This is a genomic window from Kribbella sp. NBC_01510, from assembly GCF_045040325.1.
In the GTDB taxonomy this organism is placed as follows: Bacteria; Actinomycetota; Actinomycetes; order Propionibacteriales; family Kribbellaceae; genus Kribbella.
On the sequence record NZ_CP109418.1, the window covers coordinates 1,914,893 to 1,937,619 of the forward strand.

20 protein-coding genes are annotated in these 22,727 nt (G+C 68.6%); 5 read left to right on the top strand and 15 right to left on the bottom strand.

What is annotated here, in order from left to right; translation table 11 throughout:
* Positions 1 to 67: 67 nt before the first annotated feature.
* From OG558_RS09480 to kdpF, 5 genes are all read right to left on the bottom strand, one after another.
* On the bottom strand, positions 68 to 2,680 hold the full coding sequence (locus tag OG558_RS09480) for a DUF4118 domain-containing protein (protein ID WP_405069868.1): 2,613 nt from the start codon (positions 2,678 to 2,680) through the stop codon (positions 68 to 70).
* 17 nt (positions 2,681 to 2,697) lie between these two features.
* A complete protein-coding gene (gene kdpC / locus OG558_RS09485; RefSeq protein ID WP_405069869.1) occupies positions 2,698 to 3,345 on the bottom strand; it encodes a K(+)-transporting ATPase subunit C in 648 nt (215 codons plus the stop codon).
* 13 nt (positions 3,346 to 3,358) lie between these two features.
* The gene (gene kdpB / locus OG558_RS09490) at positions 3,359 to 5,356 is read right to left on the bottom strand and encodes a potassium-transporting ATPase subunit KdpB (protein WP_405072135.1); all 1,998 of its coding nucleotides are present in this window, start codon (positions 5,354 to 5,356) and stop codon (positions 3,359 to 3,361) included.
* 77 nt (positions 5,357 to 5,433) lie between these two features.
* Entirely contained in the window at positions 5,434 to 7,095 is a 1,662-nt protein-coding gene (gene kdpA / locus OG558_RS09495; protein WP_405069870.1) for a potassium-transporting ATPase subunit KdpA, read from the bottom strand.
* Positions 7,095 to 7,184, bottom strand: a complete 90-nt coding sequence (gene kdpF, locus OG558_RS09500) for a K(+)-transporting ATPase subunit F (RefSeq protein ID WP_131363646.1) — start codon at positions 7,182 to 7,184, stop codon at positions 7,095 to 7,097. Before kdpF ends, kdpA begins: the two co-directional genes overlap by 1 nt.
* Before the next feature lie 303 nt (positions 7,185 to 7,487).
* Here kdpF and OG558_RS09505 point away from each other — a divergent pair, with 303 nt between their 5' ends.
* Positions 7,488 to 8,099 carry a hypothetical protein gene (locus OG558_RS09505; RefSeq protein WP_405072136.1) on the top strand — a complete coding sequence of 204 codons (612 nt, stop codon included), beginning with the start codon at positions 7,488 to 7,490 and terminating at the stop codon, positions 8,097 to 8,099.
* Here OG558_RS09505 and OG558_RS09510 read toward each other — a convergent pair.
* Together OG558_RS09510 and OG558_RS09515 are read right to left on the bottom strand one after the other, a co-directional pair.
* Positions 8,096 to 8,905, bottom strand: coding sequence for a PhzF family phenazine biosynthesis protein (locus tag OG558_RS09510; protein WP_405069871.1), 810 nt, complete (start codon positions 8,903 to 8,905; stop codon positions 8,096 to 8,098). The genes OG558_RS09505 and OG558_RS09510 overlap by 4 nt on opposite strands.
* A gap of 62 nt (positions 8,906 to 8,967) precedes the next feature.
* On the bottom strand, positions 8,968 to 9,363 hold the full coding sequence (locus tag OG558_RS09515) for a RidA family protein (RefSeq protein ID WP_405069873.1): 396 nt from the start codon (positions 9,361 to 9,363) through the stop codon (positions 8,968 to 8,970).
* 133 nt (positions 9,364 to 9,496) lie between these two features.
* Here OG558_RS09515 and OG558_RS09520 point away from each other — a divergent pair, with 133 nt between their 5' ends.
* Complete coding sequence (locus tag OG558_RS09520) at positions 9,497 to 10,600, top strand: TIGR03118 family protein (protein ID WP_405069874.1); 1,104 nt, start codon at positions 9,497 to 9,499, stop codon at positions 10,598 to 10,600.
* A gap of 1 nt (position 10,601) precedes the next feature.
* Here the strand turns inward: OG558_RS09520 and OG558_RS09525 are convergent, their stop codons facing one another.
* The 3 genes from OG558_RS09525 to OG558_RS09535 all read right to left on the bottom strand — a co-directional run bounded on the left by OG558_RS09525 (position 10,602) and on the right by OG558_RS09535 (position 13,501).
* Positions 10,602 to 11,477, bottom strand: coding sequence for a GNAT family N-acetyltransferase (locus OG558_RS09525; protein ID WP_405069875.1), 876 nt, complete (start codon positions 11,475 to 11,477; stop codon positions 10,602 to 10,604).
* Between the two features lie 561 nt (positions 11,478 to 12,038).
* Entirely contained in the window at positions 12,039 to 12,599 is a 561-nt protein-coding gene (locus OG558_RS09530) for a cysteine dioxygenase (RefSeq protein WP_405069876.1), read from the bottom strand.
* Positions 12,596 to 13,501 carry an amidohydrolase family protein gene (locus OG558_RS09535; protein WP_405069877.1) on the bottom strand — a complete coding sequence of 302 codons (906 nt, stop codon included), beginning with the start codon at positions 13,499 to 13,501 and terminating at the stop codon, positions 12,596 to 12,598. The genes OG558_RS09530 and OG558_RS09535 overlap by 4 nt, the downstream gene beginning before the upstream one ends.
* 116 nt (positions 13,502 to 13,617) lie before the next feature.
* On the opposite strand from OG558_RS09535, the gene OG558_RS09540 reads away from it, so the two are divergent.
* Positions 13,618 to 14,625, top strand: a complete 1,008-nt coding sequence (locus OG558_RS09540) for a LacI family DNA-binding transcriptional regulator (RefSeq protein ID WP_405069878.1) — start codon at positions 13,618 to 13,620, stop codon at positions 14,623 to 14,625.
* A 126-nt stretch (positions 14,626 to 14,751) separates the two neighbouring features.
* Here OG558_RS09540 and OG558_RS09545 read toward each other — a convergent pair whose 3' ends face one another.
* Entirely contained in the window at positions 14,752 to 15,582 is an 831-nt protein-coding gene (locus tag OG558_RS09545) for an SDR family NAD(P)-dependent oxidoreductase (protein ID WP_405069879.1), read from the bottom strand.
* A gap of 123 nt (positions 15,583 to 15,705) precedes the next feature.
* Between OG558_RS09545 and OG558_RS09550 the strand changes: the two genes are divergently transcribed.
* Positions 15,706 to 16,242 carry a helix-turn-helix transcriptional regulator gene (locus OG558_RS09550; RefSeq protein ID WP_405069880.1) on the top strand — a complete coding sequence of 179 codons (537 nt, stop codon included), beginning with the start codon at positions 15,706 to 15,708 and terminating at the stop codon, positions 16,240 to 16,242.
* Positions 16,243 to 16,343: 101 nt separating this feature from the next.
* On the opposite strand, the gene OG558_RS09555 is transcribed toward OG558_RS09550, so the two are convergent.
* A complete protein-coding gene (locus tag OG558_RS09555) occupies positions 16,344 to 19,265 on the bottom strand; it encodes a M36 family metallopeptidase (RefSeq protein WP_405069882.1) in 2,922 nt (973 codons plus the stop codon).
* Between the two features lie 267 nt (positions 19,266 to 19,532).
* Positions 19,533 to 20,729 carry a hypothetical protein gene (locus OG558_RS09560; protein ID WP_405069883.1) on the bottom strand — a complete coding sequence of 399 codons (1,197 nt, stop codon included), beginning with the start codon at positions 20,727 to 20,729 and terminating at the stop codon, positions 19,533 to 19,535.
* Positions 20,730 to 21,037: 308 nt separating this feature from the next.
* Here OG558_RS09560 and OG558_RS09565 point away from each other — a divergent pair, with 308 nt between their 5' ends.
* Positions 21,038 to 21,574 (top strand): hypothetical protein, encoded by a 537-nt coding sequence (locus tag OG558_RS09565; protein ID WP_405069884.1) that lies wholly within the window; start codon positions 21,038 to 21,040, stop codon positions 21,572 to 21,574.
* Between the two features lie 22 nt (positions 21,575 to 21,596).
* Here the strand turns inward: OG558_RS09565 and OG558_RS09570 are convergent, their stop codons facing one another.
* Both OG558_RS09570 and OG558_RS09575 read right to left on the bottom strand, forming a co-directional pair.
* Entirely contained in the window at positions 21,597 to 22,241 is a 645-nt protein-coding gene (locus OG558_RS09570) for an NYN domain-containing protein (protein WP_405069885.1), read from the bottom strand.
* Between the two features lie 217 nt (positions 22,242 to 22,458).
* Complete coding sequence (locus OG558_RS09575; protein ID WP_405069886.1) at positions 22,459 to 22,686, bottom strand: DUF779 domain-containing protein; 228 nt, start codon at positions 22,684 to 22,686, stop codon at positions 22,459 to 22,461.
* Positions 22,687 to 22,727 lie beyond the last annotated feature (41 nt).

Below are 22,727 nucleotides of genomic sequence, written 5' to 3' on the forward strand. Positions count from 1 at the left end.
GTGACGAGGGAAGGGCGGGAGTCGAAGCCGCACGACCCGCCGCGCCGGAGGCGTGGCATCAATACGGTCACTCTTGCACCTCCGACTGGGTCATTTCAGGTATCTCCGGCTCAGGTACTTCGGACCGTTCGCGAGTGCCCGGCACCGGCGCGTCGGCCGGTCGCAGGGTCGCGGTCGGCATCGCCACCACCATGGTGAGCCCGCCACCCGGGGTGTCCTCGGGCTGCAGCGTGCCGTGCATCGCCTCGGCCAGACCACGAGCCAGTGCCAGTCCGAGGCCGACGCCGACTGTGTTGTCGGTGTCGCCGAGCCGCTGGAACGGCGCGAACACGCGATTCCGGTCCTCGCGCGGGATCCCCGGTCCACGGTCGATCACCCGGATCTCGACGGTGTCGCCGAGCGCGCTGCCAGTAATCAGCGGCGGCCGTCCGGGCGGCGAGTAGCGAAGCGCATTGGCCAGGAGGTTCGCGATCACGCGCTCCAGCAGCGCGGGGTCCGCCTCGACCAGCGGCAGCGTGTGCGGGATGTCCACTGTGACTTTGTCACTCTCGTCACCCAGCTCTGCCAGCACACCGGGCAGGACCTCGTCCAGAGCCATCGGCCGGGTGAAGACGGGCAGGACCCCGGCCTGCAGGCGACTGAGGTCGAGCAGGTTGTCCACGAGTCGCGACAACCGGTCCAGCGACTCGTCCGCCGTCTCCAGCAGCTCCTCGCGCTCGGAATCGCTCCACTCCACGTCGTCACTGCGCAGGCTGGTCACCGACGCCTTGGCCGACGCCAGCGGGGACCGGAGATCGTGGCTGACCGCACGAAGAAGCGCTGTCCGCAGCTTGTCGGCTTCGGCCAGCGGCTTCGCCTCGGCGGCGGCCTCGCTCAGCCGGGCCCGGTCCACCAGCGCGGCCGCGTGCGCGGCGAACGCCCCGACCAGCCGCCGCTCGTCCGCGGCCAGCTGATGGCCTTGCAGAACGAGGACCAGGTCGTCGCGGGCCGGGACCTCGGCGTCGGCTTCCTCCGGCCGGCTGCACGTCAGCGTGCCGGCCGAGGCCAGCGGGCGCCAGACCTCGGTCAGTTCGTCGTCGTCCACCCGCTCCATCAAGCAGGCTCCGGTCATCCCGAAAGCTTCGCGGACCCGTTCGAGCAGGGCGGGCAGGGCGGTCTCGCCACGCAGCACGGAGCCGGCCAGAGTCGCCAGCGTCTCGGATTCCGCGGCGGCCCGAGCCGCCTGTCTGGTCCGACGGGCCGCCCGGTCGACGACCGAACTCACCATCGCCGCGACCAGCACGAAGATCGCCAGGGCGAGCGCATTGTTCAGCTCCGCGATGGTGAACGTCCGGGTCGGCGGTGTGAAGAAGTAGTTCAGTACGACGGTGCCACCGATCGCGGTGAGCAACGCGGGCCAGAGCCCACCAACCAGCGCGACCACGACCACGGCGAGCAGGAATGCCAGCACGTTGCTGGTCAGGTTGAGGCTGTCGCCCCCTAGCCCGAGCAGCAGCGCGAGCACCGGTGGCAGGACGACGGCCAGGATGAAACCCTCGATCTTGCGGCGCCGGGACAGGCTGCCCCGCAGCCGGGGAAGCCGGCCGCGGCCCATCAGCGCGTGGGTGACGATGTGGACGTCGATATCACCGGAATCGCGGATCGTGCTTGACCCGATCCCGGGGCCCGTGAGCAGCGACGACAGCCGGGATCTTCGCGAGCCGCCGAGGACCAACTGGGTCGCGTTCTCCGCGCGGGCGAACGTCAGCAGCGCGGCCGGGATGTCGTCACCGACCACCTGGTGGTAGGTCCCGCCGAGGCTTTCGACCAGATTGCGCTGCTCGGCGAGGCGCTTCGGGTCGGCGCCGGTCAGGCCGTCGGAGCGGGCGACATGGACGGCGAGCAGGTCCCCGCCGGCGGAGCGGGCGGCGATGCGGGCGGCACGCCGGATCAGTGTCTCGCCTTCGGGGCCGCCGGTGAGTGCGACCACCACCCGCTCCCTGGCTTCCCAGGTCGAGTCGATGTCATGTTGGGCACGGTACTGCTGCAGGCCGGCGTCCACTCGGTCGGCGAGCCAGAGCAACGCGAGTTCGCGCAGGGCGGACAGGTTGCCGACGCGGAAGTAGTTGCCCAGGGCAGCATCGATCTTGTCCGCCGTGTAGACGTTGCCGTGGGCCATCCGGCGGCGCAGCGCCTCCGGGGTCATGTCGACCAGCTCGATCTGGTCGGCCGCTCGGACCACCCGGTCCGGGACGGTCTCCTGCTGTGGTACGCCGGTGATCTTCTCCACCACGTCGTTGATCGACTCGAGGTGCTGGATGTTGACCGCCGAGATCACGTCGATCCCGGCGGCCAGCAACTCCTCGATATCCTGCCAGCGCTTCTCGTTCCGGCTGCCCGGCACGTTGGTGTGCGCCAGTTCGTCGACCAGTGCCACCTCCGGCCGCCGGGCCAGCACGGCGTCGACGTCCATCTCGGTGAAGCTCGCGCCGCGGTAGTCCAGGATCCGGCGGGGTATCACCTCGAGGCCCTGGAGCATCTCGGCGGTGTGCTCACGGCCGTGGGTCTCCACGAATCCGACCACCACGTCGGTGCCCCGGGTCAGCCGTCGCTGACCCTCGCCCAGCATCTTGTACGTCTTTCCGACGCCGGGCGCGGCACCCAGGTAGATCCGCAGATGCCCACGGCCGCTCTTACTCATACCCCCATGCTCTCAGTTCAGCCCAGCGCCGCGAGGGCGTTGTTGAGCTTCACCACGTTGACGCGGGGTTCACCCAGGAAGCCCAGGGTGCGACCCTCCGTGTTCTCCTTCACCAGTTGCTGGACCTTGGCCACGTCCAGGCCACGCTCCCGCGCGACCCGGTTCACCTGCAGAGCGGCGTACGCCGGGCTGATGTGCGGGTCCAGACCGCTACCACTGGTCGTGAGAGCGTCCGGCGGGACCTGGGACGGGTCCACGCCCTCGAGCTCGGCGACGGCCTTCTTCCGCTCCTCGATCGCCGCGAGCAGGTCGGCGTTGTTCGGGCCGAGGTTCGAGCCCGAGCTGGCCATCGCGTCGTAGTCGACCGCGGACGGCCGGGACTGGAACCACATCGGGTCGGCCTCCATCACCGGCTTGCCGTCGGCGTCGACCTCCGGCTTGCCGTCCTTGGTCGCCTGCTTGGTGTAGGGCTGACCGATCAGGTCGGACGCCACATCCTTGCCGTTCACCTGGACGATCGAGCCGTTCGCGTTGGAGTGGAACAGCGCCTGTGCCACACCGGTCATCGCCAGCGGGTACACGATGCCGAGGGCAACGGTGAAGACCAGCAGGGCCCGGATAGCGACCCCGAACTGGCGTGCCGAGCCGGGGAGATTGCTTGCCATTGACAAATACCTTTCAGCCGAGCCCGGGGATCTGTGAGATCACCAGGTCGAGGAGCTTGATACCGATGAACGGGCTGATCAGACCGCCGACGCCGTAGATCAGAAGGTTGCGCCGCAGCATCGCCGAAGCCGACGACGGCTTGTACTGGACGCCCCGCAGCGCCAGCGGCACCAGCGCCACGATGACCAGCGCGTTGAACACGATGGCGGACACGATCGCCGACTGCGGCGTCGCCAGCCCCATGATGTTCAGCTTGTCCAGTCCCGGGTACGCCGCCGCGAACAGGGCGGGCAGGATGGCGAAGTACTTCGCCACGTCGTTGGCGATCGAGAACGTGGTCAGCGATCCCCGGGTGATCAGCAACTGCTTGCCGATCTCGACGATCTCGATCAGCTTCGTCGGGTTGGAGTCGAGGTCGACCATGTTGCCGGCCTCCTTGGCGGCCGACGTACCGGAGTTCATCGCCACACCGACGTCGGCCTGCGCCAGCGCCGGGGCGTCGTTGGTACCGTCACCGGTCATCGCGACCAGGCGACCGCCCTCCTGCTCCTTCTTGATCAGCGCCATCTTGTCCTCGGGCGTCGCCTCGGCCAGGAAGTCGTCGACCCCGGCCTCCTCGGCGATCGCCCGTGCGGTCAGCTGGTTGTCACCGGTGATCATCACCGTCCGGATGCCCATCCGGCGCATCTCGTCGAACCGCTCCCGCATGCCTTCCTTGACCACGTCCTTCAGGTGGATGACGCCGAGCGCGCGGGCCTTCCCGTCGATGCTCTCGGCGACGACCAGCGGCGTACCGCCGGAGGCCGAGATGCCGTCGACCATCTCGCCGAGCTTCGGGTCGGTCGTGCCGCCGTTCTGGGTGATCCAGGCGTTGACCGCGCCGGCCGCGCCCTTGCGGACCTGCCGGCCGTCGACGTCCACACCGCTCATCCGGGTCTGCGCGGTGAACTGCACGAAGGTTGCGTGTGGCAACTCTCCGGTGTGCCGCTCACGCAGTCCGTAGCCGGTCTTCGCCAGTACGACGATCGACCGGCCCTCCGGGGTCTCGTCAGCCAGGCTGGACAGCTGGGCCGCGTCGGCCAGCTCGGTGTCGGACACGCCATCGACCGGGATGAACTCCGACGCCTGCCGGTTGCCCAGCGTGATGGTGCCGGTCTTGTCCAGCAGCAGCGTGTTCACGTCACCCGCGGCCTCGACCGCACGACCCGACATGGCCAGCACGTTGCGCTGAACCAGCCGGTCCATGCCGGCGATGCCGATGGCCGACAGCAGCGCCCCGATGGTGGTCGGAATCAGGGCGACCAGCAAAGCCACCAGGATCACGATGTTCAGGTGCACGTTGGCGTAGTTCGCGAACGTCGGCAGCGTCGCCACCGCGATCAGGAAGACGATCGTGAGGCTGGCGAGCAGGATGTTCAGCGCGATTTCGTTCGGCGTCTTCTGCCGCGACGCGCCCTCGACCAGGGCGATCATCCGGTCGATGAAGCTCTCGCCGGGCCTGGTGGTGATCTTCACGACGATCCGGTCCGACAGCACCTTCGTGCCGCCGGTGACCGCGCTGCGGTCGCCACCGGACTCCCGGATGACCGGGGCCGACTCACCGGTGATGGCCGACTCGTCGACGCTGGCCACACCCTCGATGACGTCGCCGTCACCGGGGATGATCTGCCCTGCCTCGACGACCACCCGGTCGCCCAGCTGCAGCGCGGTGGCCGGGACCTCCTCCTCGCCTTTGTCGGTGAGGCGTCGTGCCGTGGTCTCGGTCTTCGCCCGCCGCAGCGTCTCCGCCTGCGCCTTGCCGCGGCCTTCGGCCACCGCCTCGGCCAGGTTGGCGAACACGACGGTCAGCCACAGCCAGACCACGATCCACCAGACGAAGACGCTGGGATCGGTGATGGCCTTGATCGTGGACGCGGTCGCGCCCACCTCGACCACGAACATCACCGGGTTCTTCACCATCACCCGCGGGTCGAGCTTGCGCAGCGCGTCCGGCAGCGAGGTGAGCAGCATCTTCGGGTCGAACGCACCCGAGGGTGCCTTCTTCGCCACCTTCTCCGGAACCGGAGGAGGGGTCTTCACTAGCGTGGTCACAGTCCCTCCGCGAGGGGTCCGAGGGTGAGAGCGGGGAAGTAGGTCAGGCCGGTGACGATCAGGACTACCCCGACCAGCATCGTCACGAATAGTGCCTTGTGGGTGGGCAGCGTGCCCTGGGTCACCGGGACCGGCTGCTGCCGGGCGAACGAGCCGGCCAGGGCCAGCACGATCACGATCGGCACGAACCGGCCCAGCAGCATGACGAGCCCGAGGGCCGTGTTGTAGAAGGGGATGTTCGCGCTGATACCAGCGAACGCGCTGCCGTTGTTGTTACCGGCCGAAGTGAAGGCGTACAGCACTTCGGAGAAGCCGTGTGGGCTGTCGGTGTTGAGGATCGACGCGCGCGCTGTCGCCAGGCCCATCGCGATCGAGGCGCCGACCAGTACGACGGTTGGGGTGGCAAGGATGTACAGCGAGACCAGTTTCATCTCGCGGGCCGTGATCTTCTTCTTCAGGTACTCCGGGGTCCGGCCGACCATCAGCCCGGCCACGAAGACCGTCAGCACGGCGAGCACGAGGATGCCGTACAGACCGGTGCCCGTACCGCCAGGCGTGACTTCTCCCAGCATCATGTGGAACAGGGGCACGCCTCCACCGAGTGGGGTGAACGAGTCGTGCATCGAGTTGACCGCGCCGGTCGACGTACCCGTGGTGGAGACGGCGAACAGCGACGACGCCCACTCACCGAATCGGGTCTCCTTGCCCTCCATCGCGGCGCCCGCGGCCCGGGTCGCGGTGCCCGCGCCCTGGACCTCGAAGATCGTCGCGAGGGCGACGAAGGTCGCCCAGATCGTGGTCATCACGCCGAGGATCGCGTAGCCCTGCCGCTTGTCCTTGATCATCACGCCGAAGGTGCGGGTCAGCGAGACCGGGATCACCAGCAGCAGGAAGATCTCGAACAGGTCGGACAGCGGGTTCGGGTTCTCGAACGGGTGCGCGGAGTTCGTGTTGTAGTAGCCACCACCGTTGGTGCCGAGCTCCTTGATCACTTCCTGGCTCGCGACCGGACCACCGGGGAGGGTCTGCGTCTGGCCGACCACCGAGGTGACCTCGTGGCCGCCAGAGAAGTTCTGCACGACGCCCATCGCGACGAGCAACAGACCGCCCAGGATCGCGATCGGCAGCAGGACCCGGATCACGGTCCGGGTCAGGTCGACCCAGAAGTTACCCAGCCGGTCGGTCTTGTTCCGGGCGAAACCGCGGATCACCGCGATCGCGACCACGATGCCGACGGCCGCGGACAGGAAGTTCTGGACCGCGAGGCCGGCGAACTGGACCAGGTGGCCCATCGTGACCTCGGGGACATAGGACTGCCAGTTTGTGTTCGAGACGAAGGACGCGGCGGTGTTGAACGCCAGTCCCGACTCGACCCCGGGCAGACCGTTGGACAGCGGCAGGGCGTGCTGCAGCCGCTGGATCAGGTAGAGCAGGATCACGCTCACGGCGGAGAACGCGACCACCGACCGGGCGTAGACCGCCCAGCTCTGCTCGGCCTTCGCGTCTACCCCGAACAGCTTGTAGGCACCACGCTCGACCCGAGAGTGCTTCTCGCTCGAGTAGACCCTGGCCATGTACCCACCGAACGGCCGGTATGCGGCGGCCAGGAGCACGATGAGTAGGCCGACCTGCAACAGGCCGGCTCCTGTATCGGACATCAGAACCTCTCGGGGAAGATCAGGGCGGCGACCAGGTAGAGGACCAGAGCCACGGCCACCACCAGGCCGGCGATGTTCTCGGCGCTCACAGCTTCTCCACTCCACGCAGCGCGAACCAGACGGCCGCGAACACGACGACGGTGACGGCGAGGTAGATCACGTCATGCATGACGCCACCACCTCACGGCAAAAGTGCTCATGAGTTCACTGCACACCGCTCGCTGCCTGCTCAGGAGTGTTCTCACAGCCCTCTCACACCCGCTGACAGACCTCTCACAGGCCTCTCACAGGGAACTCGTTCCGGACAGAACTTCGCGAGAGCGCCACCAGTCCGCATACTTACGCGTGGCAATCACAGCCCACGGACAAGGGAAGAACACCTAGTGACCGACATGGACATCGCCCCCGCCGAGCAGTTCTTCTCCACGGAGACCCGGGACGCGCTCGCCGAGGCGAGCCGCAAGCTCGCCGAGCGCCTCCAGGCCCACACCGAGGCCCTGCTCGCGATGACCGGCGACGAGGAGCAGGCCGCGCTCTTCGAGCAGAACGCCGCGCTCGAGGAACTCGTCGAGGACTGGAACGACGCCGTCTTCGAGCACACCGGTACGGCGCCGCTCCTGCTGGACGACGCGGTCGACGAAGAGGACGACGAGGACACCGAGCAGGACCAGGTGATCAGCGTGGTGTCGCGGTTCGACCTGCGCGTGATCGACCTCGACGCGCTGCTCGAGGCCGGCCGGGCCGCGCAGGAACGGCACCCGGCCGAGCTGGACGAGACCGTCGAGCAGGAGCCGGTCGACTCCGCCGAGCAGGCCATCTACGAGATCAGCCGCGAGGTCGGGGAGGCGTGGTTCGAGCTCCCCGGCATCGAGATGGTGGCCGGCGCCCGCGCGTACGTCGTACCGGAGCACCCGTTCGAGCCGCTGGACGCGGACGCCGAGGACGTCGTCACCGAACTCATCGCCCCGAACGGCGTGGCCACCCACGCCGAGACTTGGGCCTAGACCAGTAAGTCACCGTCGAGTGTGGTGATCGCCTGACCGCTGAGGTGAACGCGATCGCCGACGGTGGCGACGCGGACGACACCGCCTCGGGCGGACGCCTGGAATCCGACCAGTTCGTTCCGTCCGAGGCGCTCGGCCCAGTACGGCGCCAACGCGGTGTGCGCGCTGCCACAGACCGGGTCCTCGGGGATCCCGGCGGCCGGAGCGAAGAACCGCGACACGAAGTCGAAGCCGGAGTTCGCGGGGGCGGTCACGATCGTGCCCCGGTTCCGCTCGCGCTGATTGATCGCCTTCACCTGCCCCAGGTCCGGCGCCAGCGCGCGGAGCGCCGACTCGTCGGGCAGAACGACGAACACGTCGGTCAGCGCGCCCGTGCTGTGCACACTGACCGGCTCGGCCCCGAGCGCCGCGATCAGACCCGCCGGCGCCTCCGCCTCGACCGTTCGGTTGACCGGGAAGTCGAGGGTGATCCAGCCGTCGTCGACCGAAGCCGTCAGCACCCCGCTCCGAGTCGAGAAGCCCACCTTGCCGCTGACCAGCCCGTCCGACAGCAGCGCGTGTGTCGTCGCCAGGGTCGCGTGACCACACAGATCGACCTCGATCGTCGGCGTGAACCAGCGAAGCTCCCACTCCGCGTCACCACCCGGCGACGGCTTCACGAACGCAGTCTCGGCGTGCTGCAGCTCCGCCGCGACCGACTGCATCCAGGCGGCCTCGGGCCACGCCCCGGCGGGCAGGACACAGACACCCGCTGGGTTCCCGGTGAAGGGACGATCGGCGAACGCGTCGACTACCCGGATTCTCATGCTCTTCACGCTAAGACGGCGTACGCACGCTTTCCATAGCCACTCGGCGAGCGGTGGACCGGTCAGGCCATGGCGACGGCGTCGATCTCGAGGAGCCAGTTCTCCGCGTAGATGTCGCAGATGATGACGGTGAGGGCCGGTACATGCAGGCCGAGCACCTCCTCGCGGATCTTCGAGTTCAGCGCCCGGTACTGCCGATCGGACAGGTACGTCGTCACCTTCACCAGGTTCCGGATCCCCATGCCGGCCTCGGCCAGCACCGACAGCACATTCCGCCAGACCATCCGGCACTGCGCCTCGAACGTCTCCGGCACCCGGCCGTGCTCGTTGCCCCACGGCACTTGTCCGCTGACGAACACCATCCGCTGTGCTCCGTCCACCTGGACGCCATGCGCGTAGTTGCCGGTCGCCGGCGGCAGGATCTCCGGATTCAACGGCTCGATCGCAAGTCCTGACATGTACTCCCCCTCCTACTCACCAGTGCATTCCCCGCCCCGAGTTCTCCGCCATGTTTACCTTGCGGCGATTGAACCGCCTAGCCCACCCGGCCGTGTCGAGAGTGTTCCGCATCCCTACCGACAGGAAAGTGACATGTCACTCCGTTCGAAGGGCCGTCCACTCGCGGTGGCGACCGCTTTCATCAGCGGTCTCGCTCTGCTCAGCCCGGCAACCGCCAGCGCACACCAGTCCCGCCACGCTCCACTCGCCGTACAGCAGGTCAACCTGGTCTCGGACCAGGCCGGCAAGGCCTCGCTGCAAGACGACGACCTGGTCAACCCGTGGGGTCTCTCCCTCGGCGCGACCACCCCGCTGTGGGTGTCGAACAACGGTACGTCGTCGTCCACGCTGTACTCGTCCGCGCCAGGCTCGACCACCGCGACCAAGGTGCCCACGGTCCGGGTCACGATGCCGGTGCCGACCGGGCAGGTCAACAACCCCGGCACCGGGTTCGTGCTCACCAACGGGACGGTGAGCGCGCCGGCCCGGTTCATCTTCGCCACCGAGACCGGCCAGATCGCGGCCTGGGGTCCGCCGGTCAGCCCGCTGATCGGTGCCGCCCAGATCAAGGCCACCACCCCCGGCGCCATCTACAAGGGCTTGGCGATCGCGACAACCAGAGCAGGGGACCGGTTGTACGCCGCCAACTTCACCCAGCGCCGGATCGACGTCTTCGACTCCACGTTCACCCTGGTGAAGAAGCCGTGGTGGGCGTTCCGGGACTCTCACCTGCCGAAGGGGTTCGGGCCGTTCAACGTGCAGACGCTCAACGGCCGGATCTTCGTCGCCTACGCCAAGGTGAACCCGCAGACCGGCGACGAGATCGCCGGCCGCGGACTCGGGTTCGTCGACGAGTTCACCGTGGACGGCAGGCTGGTCGCGCGGGTCGCCACGCGCGGCACGCTGAATGCTCCCTGGGGTCTGGCGATGGCTCCCGCCGCCTGGGGTGAGCCCGCCGGGACGCTCCTGGTCGGCAACTTCGGCGACGGCCGGATCAACATCTTCCATCCGAACCCCCACGGCAGGTTCACCCCAGCCGGCCAGGTCCGCAACACCCACGGCAAGACTCTGGTGATCGACGGCCTCTGGGCGCTCCTCCAAGGCACGGCCACCACCGGCGGCACCGACTCGCTCTTCTTCTCCGCCGGACCCAACGACGAGACCCACGGCCTCCTCGGCGTACTCAGGAAGCCGTGAGCTAACGCAGCGACTTCTCGAACCAGTGGTGGGCGTACGGCTCGGTGTTGAACGCCGGCACCTCCCGGTAGCCCGCAGCGCGGTACAGGGCGATCGCCTCGGTCAGGTTGCGGTTGGTTTCCAGCCGTACGGCGGGGGCACCGTGGGCGATCGCCTCGCGCTCGAGCTCGGTCAGCAACCGGCGCCCGAGCCCGAGGCCCCGCGCCTCGGGTGAGACCCACATCCGTTTGATCTCGGCCGGTTCGGCACCGTGCAGCTTCAACCCGCCGCAACCGACCGGCTCGGTGTGGAGTGTTGCCATTAGCAACAATCCGGTGGGCAACGTCAACTCGGCGTTGTCCGCCGAGATGCTGCGGGTGTGATCGAACCCGGCATCGAACCTCCGGCCGAGCTCGGCGAAGTACGACTGCACGCAGTACTGCGCGTCCGGCCGCCGCGGATCGACCACCCCGACGCGCACCATCGACGCGGTCAGCAACCGCGACACCTCGTCCATCGCCGCGACCAGCCGCTCCTGCTGCCGCTCATTCAACGGCTCCAGGATCGACACCGCCAGCTCGTCCGACCGCCGATCCAGCACCTCCCGCTCGGCGACACCCGCCTTCGTCAGTCGCGCGATCCGCACCCGCCCGTCGCCACCGCTCCGCTCGACCCGGACCAGCCCACTGCTCTCCAGCGATCGCAGCAGCCGGCTCAGATACCCCGAGTCCAGATCAAGCCGTGCCCGCAGCGACCTGACATCACACCCGTCCAGCCCGATCTCCCACAACACCCGATCCAGCCCCAACGACCGCCCCCGAGCCAGATAAGCCTCCTGCAACGCCCCCACCCGCTGCGTAACCACCCGATTGAACCGCCGAACCCCACCAACCTCCATCCTCTGACTTTAGTCAGAGATCCAGGATCGGGTCGAGAGGGTCGCAGCGGCGGTACAGGCGCTTCAGCAGCCGGCGGGTGAGACCAGGCATCAGGCGCGCTGGCCAACACCGAACAGCAGCGAGCTGGCCGGCACCAGCTCCGGATAGCTGTCCGCGAGCACTCCAGCGCCGTCCGGGGCAGATCGCCCGGACGCCAACTCCCCAATTTGAGGCTCTGCTGCTGGATGTGTGGGTGATGTGGGCGGGGGCCTGGGATGCGGTCTGGCTGGTGGGGTTCGGGTGGCTGGGGTGCAAGGTCGACAGGAGGTGTCGGTTCAGGGGAACTGGTCGGGGGAGGTATTCAGGCGTGGAACCGGCCGGCCCGGGGAGGGTCCGGCCGGTACTTCCTGTCGACCTTGCACCACAGGGCCACACCAGCGGCTGCTCCACGTCACCGGATCTGGGTCCGCCCCCGACCAACACGCGCAGACCGCCGACCACGCACGCCGCGATCAGTCGAGCGCCATTTCAGGGGTCAACCGGTGGGCGGGATGGGCCGGGGGTCAGTCGACGGGCGGGGGTCAGTCGAGGGGGCGGAGTTCGTCGGCGTAGGAGACGGAGGTTCGGCGGAGTACGCCGTCTCTGACGGAGTACTGGCCCATGCGCCAGAGCGGCGGACTGTAGGCGTGGACGGTGACGCTGCCCTTGTCGAGGCCGGTGAGGCGGTGGATGTGGTCGGGGCCGAAGCCGTAGACGTCGCCGGCCTCCACCTCGGTCTCGACGGACTCGGTGCCGATGGCCAGGTTGTGCTCGACCAGCTTTCCCTTGGCCACCGCGACCGCGCCGGACGAGACGTCGTGGTCGTGCCAGCCGGTGTCGTTGACCGGGGTCCAGCAGATCAGCCAGACGTCGACGTTCGCGTCCCGGTGCAGCGAGGCGAACACCCGCTCCTCGTCGCTGTAGGCGACCTTGTCCTCCCACAGCTGCGGCTGCGCGGCGATCGACGCGGCCAACTCGGCCAGCTCGGCGGGATCGAGGTCGCGGCCCGGAAGGTCGTCCAGCGACAGACAGTTGTTGAGCTCCACGAGCCGGCTGGCTTGGCGCGCGGGCACCGGTACGTCGGTGATGGGCTGAGCAGTCACTGCACTCCCCTCTCAGGAGTCGGTGTACCGGCGCCGAACAGCAGCCGGTGTGGATTGTCGTGGCGGATCACCGCGGTCGCGGCGTCGCCTTGGCGGAGGTCGGTGATCCCGGCGTACGGCCGGTCGGTGCCGTGCACGACCTGGTCGATGCCGAGGACCCTTGCGACCGCGTCGATCCCCTGCGGGCCGTAGCTCGAGGTGTCGACGTACAGATTGGGATCGATGGTGCCGAGCCGCCCGCCGCGCGCGGCCAGCCGCTCGTGGTGCACCGGCGCCAGCCCCGCCGCGGCCGCGAAGCACAGCCGCAAGGCCGGGTACGAGCGTCGCCCGCCGAACGCATGCCATGACCACCAAGCGGCTTGCAACTGGCTCGTGTAATCGACCACCGGCGCCCACCAGCACAGCGCCTCGTCGACCGGCTGGGCCACCCCCGGGTGGACGAGGATCGGCTTGTTCAGTCGCTCGACCGCGGCAAGCACTTCACCCAGCGCGGCCCACCCGGCCGGCGTGCCGAGCACGTGCGCGGGCAGCTGCAGCCCGAGAAACCCCTTGTCCAGAAGGGATTCCAGACCCTCGACGTCAGGATCGAGCAGATCGACAGCCGCCCAGGCCTTGAACGGCGCCGGGAACTCCACGGCCCCGGCGTGCCAGGCATCGAGCAGTGCGGCATCCCCGAGGTGTTCGATCCCGAGCGGACTCGACAGCGAGACCACGGCGAGTTTCGTCCCACTGTCCTGCTCCAGCGCGACCCGCTTGTCGACCGCGTGCGCAGCCGGATCCACGTCGTACGGCGCCTCGGTCGCGGTGTGGAGCGTCCAGCCGTCGAGGTACGGCGGCTCGGAGCGGGCCCGGAGGCGGTCGACGAACCCGACCGGCCACAGATGCTGGTGGACGTCGATCATCGGACCCTCCCCCCAGCGGTCTGATCAGATTGAAGCGCTTCAGGATGATTAGAGTGAAGCGCTTCAATGCACCTCTTGTCAAGCTTTTGTCCGAGGTCTGCCCTAAGGTCGTGGACATGTCCGGAACCGGCCGGAGGCCAACCCTCAAGGACATCGCCGCCGAGACCGGGCTCTCGATGGCCGCTGTGTCCTACGCACTGCGCGGCCTGCACGGAACGCCCGAGACCAGGCAGCGGGTCCAGGACGCCGCCGACCGCCTCGGCTACCAGGCCGACCCGGTCGCCCGGGCCCTCGCCTCGGGCCGGAGCGGTTCGATCGGCGTGCTCTGCGCTTCGCTGGAGGATCTCTGGCAGCAGCGACTCGCGGCCGCCCTCGGCCGGGAGCTGCTCGCCCCGGACCGGAATGCGTGGATCATCGACTCGGCCGGTGACGCCGACCGCCAGCTCGAGCTCGCCCAGCACCTGGTCGACCACCGCGCCGACGCGATCGTGGTGATCCCGATCAACCCGGCCGCGAAGGGCTGGGCCGAGATCGCGCGGCAGGCGCCGGTGGTCGCGATCGGCGACGCGCTGCCGGGCGCGAAGGCGAAGTCCGAGGTCATGCTCGACAACGAGAGTGGTGTCAGCACGGCCCTGCGCCGGCTGGCCGACGCCGGTCACCGGCAGATCGCCGTACTGAGTCCGACCCGCCGCTTCGAGGTGGAGCGGCCGGCCGAGGAGATCGCCCAGCGCGTCGGCGTCGACCTCGAGCTGACGATCCGCATCCTGCAATGCCCGCACGACCTGGCCGGCGCGACCGAGGTCGCCCGCGGGCTGCTCACCAGCACCCGGCGCCCGACCGGCATCCTCGCGCTCGCCGACTCGATGGCCTTCGGTGTGTACGCCGCCAGCCGCGAGCTCGGCCTCCGCGTCCCGGACGATCTCTCCCTGCTCGGGTACGACGACCAGCCGGTGTCGCAGCTGCTCACGCCGCCACTGTCCACCTTCCACTGGCCGCTCGACGAGCTGGTCGCCGACGTCGTCGCCCGCGTCACCTCGACCGTCGACACGAACCGCCGGGTCCGCCGGACCACGATCGCGCCGGTCCTGATCGAGCGCGGCTCGGTCGCCGCCCCGCCCGGCTGAGCGAGACGGCGACGGTCGAGCGGCAACATCCACCCCGCGAAACTAGACTAATTCACTACACTTACTTCCCGTTGTCCACGATGTGGGCCCCACGTGGTCACGGGGTGCGGCCGCAAGTGCCCGTCTTCACGGCCTGATGCCGTTCAGGCCGAGGGCGCCGGTCAGAACCCGGTCGCGCAGACCCGCGGGGAGTTTGGTGAGGACGGCACCCAGTGTGCGGGCGTCGCCGATGGTGTAGCGGCGCTTCGGCCGCGATACCTCGACGGCACGAACGATGACCTCGGCAACCTTGTCGACCGGCCCGGGCTTGAAGCGCGCACTGGCCTTCTCGTACGCCGCAAGATGCGCCCGATAGAGCGCCACCTGATCAGCCCTGATCCGCCCCTGCGCCGCCCGCTCGGCCTCCCCGGCCTTCGCGAAGATCGCCGTCTCGGTCGATCCCGGCTCGATCATCACGACCGGGATGTCCCACGCGGCGAGCTCCAGCCGGAGCGCGTTCGACAACGCCTCCAGACCGGCCTTGCTCGCGGACAGCGCACCGAGCAGCGGGAACGCGATCCGCCCGGTCGCCGCACCCACGTTGATGATCCGCCCGGCGCCCGCGCGCACCAGCGGCAGGAACTCCCGGACCACGGACGCCGGCCCGAGCGTGTTCACCTCGAGCTGCCGCCGCCACTCGTCGGCCGGCACCAGTTCGAGCGGCCCCTGCACGATCACCCCGGCGTTGTTAATCACCGCCCGCAGCCCGTCGACCTCCCCCGCGACGCGCTTGGCCGCCGCGGCGACGCTCTCCTGATCCGCCACATCCAGCGGGACCACGTGAACGCCCGCCCCGAAGTCGGCCGGGCCGCGCGCCCCGGCGTACACGGTGAACCCGCGACGCCGGAGCAGCTCGACCGTCGCCGTCCCGATGCCACCGGTCGAACCGGTGATGAGTACCGCCTGCCTGTCCGCCATATCGACTCCCTCACGCCGTGATGTTCCATAGGACATGTCCCTAGGGACATAAGCGAGCATGCACATGTCCGCAGGGACATGTCAAGATGCTTCTGGACGTACGACGCGATGCGAGGAGACGGCATGTCGTTGCGGCACGGGCTGCTCGGGCTGCTCGCCGAGGGACCGGCGAGCGGGTACGACCTGGCCCGCCGGTTCACCGAGGTGCTCGGATCGATCTGGCCGGCCCAGCACCCGAAGATCTACGCCGAGCTCGGCAAGCTCGCGGCCGAGGGCCTGGTCGAGGTCGAGAGCGAGGGACCGCGGCGACGGAAGGCATATCGGATCACCGACGCCGGGGTGGCGGAGGTCAGGCGCTGGCTGACCGAGGTCGACGTCGACCACACCATGCGCCTGCAGCCGCTGCTGCGATCACTGTTCTTCTGGCTGATGGACACCGACGACCTGCAGCGTCACCTCCAGGCGGAGGCGCGGTACTACCGGGACCTGGCCCAGCAGTACCGGGAGTACGCGGCCCGCAAGGACCGGGGCGAGTTCGGCTACAGCCCGCAGACCCAATCCCTGCGCGTAACCGTCGAGGCTGCCATCCGCCTCTACACCTCCCTCGCCGACTGGGCCGACTGGGCCCAGACCGTCCCACCGGCCAAACCCGCCAAGTAACGAGTCACTTGCGCCTGGCCGGGCCGGCGTCGCTCAGCCCGTCCTGAAACGTCGGAAGGCCGGCCGAGCGGGTGCTCGGCCGGCCTTCGCGGGAGGGGTTGTTACTTGGTACCGAAGACCTGGATCTCGGTCATGTCGGTGAACGTGCAGCCACCGAACGCGCCGGCCGGGCAGTTGGTCTCGAAGTCCGGAACCTGCGGGCTGAGCATCCAGAACCGCACGTACTGAACTCCGGTCACGTTGCCGCTCGGGGTGAGCAGCGTGTACTTGCCCCGGTTGGCGGCGGTGAACTCGCCCGTCTGAGCGGGCAGCCAGGTGGTGCCGTCGACCGAGGTCTCGATCCGGTACTTGCCGGTCGACGAGCTGCCCGGGTCACCACAGGTGTTCGACGGGTCGACGTTGAAGGCGCTGATGTTCACCTTCGCCGGCAGCTTGATGTCGACGTGCTTGTCGATCATCTTGTTGGTCGGCGTGCCGGCGTCGTCACCGGTGGTGCTGCCCCAGCCGGTGCCCTGCGCGTTGTCGATCGCGTACGCCGGGCCGCACTGCGGGGTGAAGTCCGGTCCGTTGAAGCCGACCACCGAGCCACCGCCGGAGCTGGCCGCCCAGTTGCGACGCGGTGTGAAGGCCACCTTCGCACCCGGCTTGACCGTGGCCGACTGGACCAGCAGCTCGTAGCCCGGAGCCGACATGACGACCTTCGGGTAGGTGCCCGGGGCAACACCGGTGATGGCGTAGTTGCCGTTCGCGTCGGTCGAGGCGGCGTAGTCACCGGCGTAACCGGACGAGTGACCGCCGATGTAGACCAGCGCACCGGCCACCGGAGCACCGGTGTCCTTGTCCTTCACGGTGCCGCTGAGGGTCGTGGTCGCACCTGTCGGCGGCTTGTGGAAGTCCTCGGCCGGGAACGCGTCGCCGCCGTCGATGACACCGGCGTACCAGCCCATGCCGCGGTTGGCGAAGACGGTCCAGATGATGTCGGCGTTCTTGCCGCCGCTGGCGACCAGGTCGGCCTGCACGATCGCGTTGCGCATGTCGAGCATGGTCGGGTCGGCCGGCGACAGCTCCATCGCGCGGGTGATGATGCTCATCGCGTAGCTGCGGCCGAAGCGCTCCCGCAGGTCCCACAGCGTCTGCGCCCAGACCTCACCGGAGGCGTGGACCTCAGGTGTGCCGCCGATGGTCGGGAAGTCGGCGTAGGTGTAGCCGCCCTTCGAACCGTCGGGCTGGATGCAGTTCGGGCTGACCGCCTTCACCCGGCAGTCGATCGCCTGGGTGCGGAACAGTTCACCGTGGGCGACGTACTTGCCCTCGAGTACCTCGCCCGGTGCGGTGCTGTCCTTCTCCAGGCCGTGCGAGACCAGGTAGTCCATCGCGTAGAAGTCGCTCCACGCCTCGCCCATCGAGCCGGCCTGGATGCTGTTCAGCGTGCTGTTGCCGGTGGCGTCGACGACCAGGCGGTTGGACAGACCGTGGGTGTACTCGTGGTACAGCACGCTCGCGTCGTTCGCGCCGCTGGCCGGGACGAACGGATCCTGCGCGTCGGTCGCGCCGGGCTGGTGCCACAGGTACATCTGCATGGTCGGCGGAGTGCCGTCCGGCGGGGTGGACATGTTGGCGTTGTCGATGTGGTTGGCGTCCGGGCCCCCGTCGGCGCCGGTGGCCGCGCCGTCGAGCGCGTTCAGCAGGACCGGGTCGCCGCCCGCGGCGTCGAACGAGCCGGCCGCCGGGGTGAAGCTGATCGGCGGCTTGGCCAGCCAGTCGTGGAAGTTGCTGGCCAGGTAGAACGCGTTGGTGACGTCCTGGTTCATGTTCGTCTTCCAGGAGTCCGGCTTGGCCGGGTCCCAGGTGCAGACGAACGCCGCCGAGCAGAACGACGACGCGCTCTGGAAGGTGGTCAGCTTGTACTCGGCGCCGGTCTTGGTGCCCGGCACCTTGACCGTCTCACCGGCGTTCGGCTGGTTGTCGTCGTTCACGTCCGCCCAGGCCGCGACCGACGTGCCGTCGAGGAGGGTCTTGGCGTTCTTCGGCAGCCACTTGTTGTAGATCAGGTTCTCGACCCGCTGGGTGCCACCCTTGGCCGCGCCCGGGTAGTTGTCCTGGACCAGCGCGTCGCCGTTGCCCTCGCTGACCAGGTCCTTGCGGTAGAGCAGGCTGCCGGTCTGGGCGTCGATCACGTGGTTGTAGATCTTCATGCCGCCGGCGTTGACGTAGGTCAGCCAGCCCTTGCGCAGCCCGTCGGCGGTGTGGAACCACACCTGCTGGGCGGTGTCGCCGTTGCTCCACCGGGTGCTGACGCCGGCCGCCTTCGCGGTGGCGGACTTCGGCGTACCGCCGACGTCCTCGGCAGCCGCGGTGCGGGCCGCGGCGGCGGTCACCTTCGGAGCGGCCGCGGCGGCCTCGGCCTGGGCGGTCAGACCGGAGACCGGCGAGCCCATCAGCGAGATCAGCTGGCCGTTCTTGGTGACGTTGGCCTTGAGGCCGTTGCCGAACACCTCGACGCCGTCGACCACCTGCGACCAGGACACGTGGTGGGTGCCCAGGTCGTCGACGTAGTCCTTGCGCAGCTTCAGGGTGGAGAGGTCGGCGTCGGAGAGCTTGAAGACCTCCGGGTGCGCCTTCACGTAGGCGAGCGCGACGTCCGGCGCCTTCTTCGCGCTCTTGCCGGTCAGGAAGCCGTTCAGCTTGGTGACCTGGGCCGGGGTGCCGGTGTTCGGGTCGAGCTCGACGACGCCCTGGGTGCCGAGCGAGTTGCGGAACTTCTCCGAGGCCGCGGTCTCCTTGCCGGCCACCTTGGCGGCGCGGGCGTGGGTGATCTTGGCACTCGGGGTCCGGGCGTCGTAGTTGCCCTTCCGCTCCTTGCCCGACAGGTTCTCGGCCTGGGCCGCCTTGCCCTTGCCCTCACCCGGTCCGGCGGTCTGGGCGGCGGTGGCGCCACCGGCGGCCGTCACGGCCAGCACAGTGGCGGCGGAGACGGCGGTGGTGACTGCCAGGAGCCCCCGCCCTCTGCGTGATGTTGTCACAGCAAATCTCCATGGAGTTCGTGTTTGCGGGTCGCCCTCCACGACCCGTCCGGGGGCGACCTTAGGCGGGCAAGCGCTCGCTGGGAAGGGAAATCACCGGAATGACGTGGAGACGAGGGTTGTCCTTCGTGCCCGGCAGAGTACTAGGAGCGACAGGCCAACAGTCGCACCCAGCCACCAACGCACCGCGGCGTGTGTCGCCGCGGTGGTGGTGGACTTACTGGGGAACGGGCGGACCCCAATCGCGGTAGGGGTCCGCCCGTTCGATCAGAAGGCGCCTGCGCCGTTCGGGGTGCCGAGGCCGGTCGGGCCGTCCCAGCCGGTGCGGGCGTTGCACCACTGGGTCGTCGGGCAGGAGCCGTTGCTCCCGCTGGTCACGTCGAACAGCGAGCCCGCGTGCGCGTACGGCAGCGCGTTCGCGTAGCCGCTGGTGTTGCCGGACAGCGCGTAGACCGCGGCGATGATCGGGGCGGCCTCACTGGTGCCACCGAACTGCGCCCAGGTCGAGTTCGTCTTGCTGGTCGGGTAGTAGATCGCCATCCCGCCCTTGCCCGGGTCGGCAGCCGCGGACACGTCCGCCATCGCCCGCTTCGAGCAGCCGGTGTTGAACGACGACGCGGCGCTCAGTGCGGTGTTGTACGTCGAGCAGCCCGAACCGGCACCGCTCCACACGGTCTCGCTCCAGCCGCGTGAGTTGCTGGCGGCAACAAGCGACGTACCGCCGACGGCCGTCGTGTACGACGAGGACGCCGGGTAGCTGCCACCCTGGTAGCCGTTGTCACCGGTCGACGCGGTGACTGCGATGCCGGGGTGGTTGTAGTAGGTGCCGTACGTCGCGTCGGACGCGTCACCACCGCCGTAGCTGTTCGAGATCGCGACCACACCGGCCTGCTTGGACGCGGTCACCACGGCCGTGCCGAGGTCGGCGAAGCTGGCCGAGTTGGCCTGTACGACGACGATCTTCGCGTCGGGCGCCGCGGCCGAGACCGCGTCGACGTCGAGCGCCTGCTCACCGGCCCAACCCGCGTTGAACCTCGGCAGCGAGGTCCCGCCGGTCTGGTTGATGACCCGCAGGCAGCCGTTGGCCGTCGTACACGCGGACAGGCCGAACTGGGAGCGGTAGACGCCGAGGTCGCGCTCCAGGTTCGGGTAGCCGTACGCGTCGACGATCGCGACCGTGCGGCCGCCGGCGCTGAGACCGTTCAGCTTGTAGGCGTCGCGCAGGCCCGCTGGGGTGAGCCCGGTCGACGGCGGCGTGGTGGAGGCCGGTGCGACACCTTTGTCGTTCACCAGTTTGATCGCGTTGCAGGCCGCGGTGTGCGCGGCCTTCGGGGCCGAGCAGACCTTGGCGGCGTGCTTCCCGGCGGTGTACGGGGTGGGGGCGGCGATGGCCCCCTGGGCGGTCAGTCCCGCGACGGCTAGTGCGCCGGCGCCCAGGGCGGACACGAGAATCCGTTGCCTCAACAGAACTCCTCGAGCTGGGCAGGCCTTCGCCCCAGTTCCTTTGCGGTGGGGCGGAGACCGGCATGGATGGGTTCTCGCATCGTCCGTCGACGGCGCGACCCGAAGCCAGCGATCGGGCCCCTGACAAATGTCATGGGTGAACCCATGACAGCCGACCCGATCGAGCCGGATTTTCCCCGGGCTGACGGCGTCGTCGCCCCCCGGTCCGCCGACGAAGGTTTCCCCCTGAGTTCCCCGACCCTGTCGACGAGACGGTCGTACCAGCAAACCTTTGGTGATCAGCACAACCTGAGGCCTACCGTCACCACATGACGCTCCTCGAACGTGCACAAGCCCTGCAGACCGAGGCTCACCAGCTGGCCGACCAGCTGGACCTGCAGACCGCCTTTCCCTGGCCGGGGCAGGTGATTGGGAGTGCGTTGTCCGGGCTGATGGTTGTCCGCGACCTCGACGTCGTATTCGACGCACCCGGCGCTACCGCCGCTGACGTCCTCGAAGGGCTGGCCGTGCTCGCGCGGCGGGTGGACACGCTCGACGTGGACTTCCGCGACGAGCGCGGCGCCCGCCGTCCGACCCCTGTGATCACCGACGAGCGCTTCTACGCCGTACTGCAGGTCAACGGCCGCTGGAAAGTCGACCTCACCTTCTGGCTGCACGTCGTCGACCGCCCATTCCTCCGAGACGCCCAACGGCTACGCGAAGCCCCCGAGGAGCAGCGATTGACGATCCTGCAACTCAAGGACGCCTGTCGCGGTGTCCACAGCACGGACATCTACAACGCCGTACTGCACAACTGCGTCCGCACACCAACCGAACTCGACACCTACCTCCAGGCACCGCATTGAGCCGCCTACGGCTAGGCCGTCGTCAATTCCACTTCGCCGGCCGGTTGTAGGTCCTGCCACTCACTGAATCGACGACGGTCCGCGGGAGTTGCGAACGGGTGAGCTTCGACATCCCGATGCTGAACGAGGCAGGCATGAGGTTGCTCAGCTCGGCCGAATACCGCAACGGCGGGAAGGCGGCAGCGAGGAACATAGTCGTGTTCAGAGAACGTGCCGTCCGGATCGCCGGCGCGAGGTCGCTGTCCGCGCTGATGATCAGAGCGGAATCCGTTGTCCCGGTTGCGGCGTCAGCGACCAACGTGGTCGCAATGTTCACGTCGGTCTCCTTCTCTTCGTACTGCGTCCAGGTCGCGCCGCAGGACCGGCAGCTCCTCAGCTTCTTCTGGTACCGGCCCTGAGTGATCTCGATCAGCCCCGGACTCTGCGCAAGCAGGGCGGCCTGGTATCGCCCCTGGCGTGAGGCGGCCGCAGGGTCGTCGAGGACGGGCGCAGTGAAATAGCAGACACGGATGAGCGAGCTCCGTGGGCGCAGGAGCCGGGAGAGTTCGACAAGATCCAGCCAGAGCAGCCGCCGCCCGGACCGTTCTTTCAGGCCGTGGTACAGGTTGAAGCCATCGACGTAGACGGTGAGACGCTCGGGCGACTGGGGTGTGGGGCGCGACGGCATTGCAGGACCGTAGTCGTCCACAACCAATCCTCGCAGGTTGGACGTGGCGGCCTGTGGATGACTAAGGTGGGTTCACCACGCCAAGGCCTCGCGGCTTTGGTCCAACGGCCTCCTTCGGGAGGCCGTTTTTGTCGTTCGGGGCACCAAGTCGAGCGCCGTGCTCGGGGAATGAAGAGCGCCGGCCGTCCGGCAACGCCACCGGACGGTCGGCACTCGCTCAGAGGAGTCCCAGCGCTGCGGACTCTTGGTCGGTGAAGACGCGGGACCGGATCAGGAAGCGGAGGCCCTCCGGTGCCTCCACCGAGAATCCGCTGCCACGGCCCTTCACCACATCGACGGTGAGCTGTGTGTGCTTCCAATACTCGTACTTGGCCTGGACGTCGGTCACGTCGCCGGTGACATCGGCGATGATCCAGTACGGCCTGGTGTCGAGGACTCCACCCACCGAGCAGAGTCCGCAGCCGGTGCATCTCCGCGCGCACGGTG